Annotated in this window: 3 protein-coding genes; 2 read left to right on the top strand and 1 reads right to left on the bottom strand. The window is 31.0% G+C overall.

Annotation, left to right across the window (positions count from 1 at the left end; all coding sequences use genetic code 11):
* Positions 1-281: 281 nt before the first annotated feature.
* The gene (locus tag ACM44_RS14650; RefSeq protein ID WP_152669399.1) at positions 282-2,165 is read left to right on the top strand and encodes a hypothetical protein; all 1,884 of its coding nucleotides are present in this window, start codon (positions 282-284) and stop codon (positions 2,163-2,165) included.
* Positions 2,166-2,703: 538 nt separating this feature from the next.
* Positions 2,704-3,435, top strand: a complete 732-nt coding sequence (locus ACM44_RS14640) for a hypothetical protein (protein WP_048500807.1) — start codon at positions 2,704-2,706, stop codon at positions 3,433-3,435.
* Positions 3,436-3,667: 232 nt separating this feature from the next.
* On the opposite strand, the gene ACM44_RS15635 is transcribed toward ACM44_RS14640, so the two are convergent.
* A partial coding sequence (locus ACM44_RS15635; protein ID WP_206540206.1) for a hypothetical protein occupies positions 3,668-3,926 on the bottom strand: 259 nt, incomplete at its 5' end.

Below are 3,926 nucleotides of genomic sequence, written 5' to 3'. Positions count from 1 at the left end.
GTTATACAATTGATTTACAGTATTTTAACTGACTATTTTGCAATTTCTTATGATTGGAAAGGAATATGTATATTTGGTTGTGCAACAAGCACATCGGTTTTGTGCTACCGTGCTGGAAGTTTTTAGTTGAACTATTTTTCATTTTTATAAATTTTAGTGTTACTATAATTTTTTGTTATCTTTAGGCACGGCATCACAAAGCCTTTTTCCGTTAGCAGAAAGTGTATTAAAAATTGCACTTTAATTAACGGAAAATAACATTAACAAAAAAACAAAAATCAATGAAAAAGCATTTTACTCCCTTATGTAAATTCTTGTTTATCATTTTACTAATCTTCATTACTTCATGTAGACAAGAACAAGACTTTATTAAAAAAAATGAATTAGTAGAAAAAACCACCATTACTTATAAAAAACTTGACGAAGTGATTGGCTTACAAAATACTGTTGAAAAAATCAAAAGTAATTTGAAATCTTCAAATTTTCAGAATAAAGGCATTGAAGATTTCGATTTAGATGAAGATAATGTATTGGTGGTTGATATGACAAATAACAATCGATCAATCAGCATTGTGATTAATAACAATAATACAGCACAATCAAATTATTTTGTAATGAATTTGAATGTAGTACAATACAACGGTACCGAAAAATATTTCATATCAAAATATATCCCATCAGATGGAAAGCCATTTTATAGTTTTAATGAATTTATTGGAGTTATTGAATATTACGACTTGGATGGCAATTTATTGTCCACAAGTTCAGCCATGAATAGAGAAGAGTATATGAACTTAATTGCAGGGTGCTTATTGCTCCAATTTTATGGATGTGAATGTACGGGAGGATATGAATTGTTTGCCGTGAATAATATGTGTGCAAATGGCGGTGGCGGTGGTAACGGAAATACTGGTTATGGTAATAACGGTTATGGTAATGGAACTACAAATAATGGTGGTGGCGGTGATGGAGGATATGGCGAAGGAAATACAATTCCAGGCTATCCCAATATACCTACGGAAGATATGATGAAACAAAAAAAATATACGGGATTTCTTAATCAATTATCTTCACAGCAATTACAATTCCTGACAGATTATCCAGAATATAACAATAACGTTTTTAATTATTTGAATTCTAAAAATTTTCATCCTAATTCTTTTAATTTAATGACAGTGGTGATTAATCATCTTATAGCAAACACTGATAATTATGGTGTCCATATTTTTTGGTCAGAAATTCAGCCAATGTTTAGTTTTGTAGATCAATTCTTAAAAGATAATCCTGATACTCAAAACAAAGAACAAATCTTTGCAAGAATAAAAGCATTAGATATTCTTTTAAAACAAAATCCCGATGCGCTTTTGGATATTCAATGTCAAGAATTACCAAAATGGAAAGAATTAGCAGACCATCCAATACCACAGTCTGTAAAAAATAGAATTGCCACAATTAATAATCAAGCTGGTTTTTTTGATAATGCTAGTTTACAAAGTATCTACACAGGAGGAGGTCCGAGTTTGAATATGGATATTTTTCCTGTAAAAATAACATCAATGCCCAATAAACCAAATGGTCAAAAATATACTCCTGCAGAATTTTTTGATTTTTTTAGAAAAAATTTTAATGATAAATTTATTGATAATAATCTTTCAAGTTTTACACCCGTAATTAATTCAACTTATGGTATAAATGATACTCAATTATGGAATTCATCAAATCCCCTAGGTGCCCTTATTCACATCCACATTCCAATTTTAGGACCTACATATAATGATGGTACAGTTATTACTTCAGGTTTTGGTTCGCAAGCATGGATATTTACTACAGTAGATATTCCATGGGATAATCAGCATCCAGTATCGGGCAATAGATTATTTGGATATTTTCCAGATAATAATGGAGGGATGACAATTTATATAAGAGGAGTAGATCGTTTTACTTTTAATTTCTTAAACTATTCTTCAACATGGATATCTGAAAGCATTGGATTTGATAATGCTGATTCACTTTGGGAAAGTTTCCAAACTAAAATGTTTAATTTTGTCAAAGATAATCATGGCACGTCCGAAATTGTTCCTAAAACAGTTTATAGACCTAGTTGGATTAAGATACGAAACTACATGAAAGGCAAAGAATCATTAAACTCATTAGGATGTCATTAAAAGAATATAGTTTTAAGTTTTGTTTTGTGGTAATTATTATGTTTATAATATACCCATGTATTTATTATATTACAGCAGTTATTACCGATGCTTTTATCAATTTTAAATGGACTTTCTTGAAAGATATAATTATTTGGCCAATTTTAGGAACTCTTATGTGGATTGCACAATTATTTGAATTGAAATACATTATTTTTATTCTATTTTTTGGTATTACTTTTTTACTTTTAACTTTCTATTTAAAAAAAACAAGAAACTTTTATTTTATATTTTCTTATCTTATATCACTATACATAATATTATTCGGAAAAGAAATTTATTATTTTTTGTTAAATCAAAACAATACAATTCATAAAGACCAAATTACTGTTAGTCTCATCTCAATTATCATTAGTTCTTTCATTTTCTATCGCTTGTTAAGAAAATATATCTGGAAATAGATAACAAAAAACTCAGCTTTCAGCTGAGTTTTTTTACTTGTTGAAATCAAAATAAATTCTATATTTGTTTCAGTATTAACCAAAAACACAATAGAATTATGGCATCTACATCAGAAACAGGACACGCAAAAAATGTTGCGAACTTCCAAGACTTAATAGAATTTGTTGCAGGTTACGGAACAACCTATAATCCATCCAAAAAAAGCCTGCAACTTCCCCAATTGATAAGCTTAAAATCCAATTCCGACACCACTTTGTCAGACGTCATTTCAAAAAATACAGCTTATAATAACAAAGTGAACGAAAGAATTTCAGCATTTGATGGGTTAAAATCCTTATCCACAAGATTAGTCAATGCATTGCAAACAACCGACGCAACCCCCGAAACCATCGAAGATGCAAAAGGATTTAACAGAAAAATGCAAGGCAAAAAAGCATCTACAAATCAAATTCCAACCGACCCAAATGCACCAGCACCAAATACAATTTCCACAAGCCAACAATCTTACGACCAACTTATTCAGCATTTGGCAGGTCTTATATCCGTTTTAGAAGCCGAACCAAGCTACACACCAAACGAAACCGATTTACAAGTAGCAACATTACAAAACAAAATTTCAGATTTAACAGCGAAAAATACAGCCGTTGCCACAGCTTATGCCAACATCAGCAATTCCAGAATTGCAAGAAACAAAACGCTATATACAGATTCCACTTCACTTGTAGAAACTGCCAATGAAGTTAAAAAATACATTAAATCCGTTTACGGCGCAACTAGTCCGGAATACGCACAGGTAAAAGGAATAGAATTTAAGAAACCAAAAAAATAACCAACCCGAAAAGAGAATTATTATCTCCCAAAAAAGATATTTTGCTACCCCAAAAAGAATTATGCAATAGCAATTTAGAAATATTAAAACCTCGAAAAGAAATATTCCAATAGCGGTTAGACATATTCAATCCCCTATTAGAAATATACTAACCGCTAAAAGAATTACATCATCCGTAATTAGATATATTCCTTCCACAAAAAGAAATATAGCACCCGCTAAAAGAATTATCCTATCCGCATTTAGAATATTGCCACTCTCTAAAAAATGAAAAATGAAAAACAAAAGTAAATAAACAACACCTTCTGCTAATAACTAAGCTCTCGTTTTTGTCTGCAAGACAAGAAACCGGAGGTTCGGCGGAGCCAAATGAATTAACAATCACCGATTCCTTAGAAAAATAAATAAGAAAGAGGTAAAGCCCGTTGAACCCTTCGAGAGCCTCAGGGTAAACTCCAGCTCCGGTAGCTTTTCGGCGGCATTTTGGTCCT

It is taken from the genome of Chryseobacterium koreense CCUG 49689 (genome assembly GCF_001045435.1).
Classification (GTDB): Bacteria; Bacteroidota; Bacteroidia; order Flavobacteriales; family Weeksellaceae; genus Kaistella; species Kaistella koreensis.
This window is presented reverse-complemented; position numbering and strand designations above follow the sequence as displayed.

Excerpts from the sequence above, each read along its gene's own strand:
- ACM44_RS14650 (WP_152669399.1), top strand. The coding sequence starts at position 282 with ATGAAAAAGCATTTTACTCCCTTATGTAAATTCTTGTTTATCATTTTA.
- ACM44_RS14640 (WP_048500807.1), top strand. The coding sequence starts at position 2,704 with ATGGCATCTACATCAGAAACAGGACACGCAAAAAATGTTGCGAACTTC.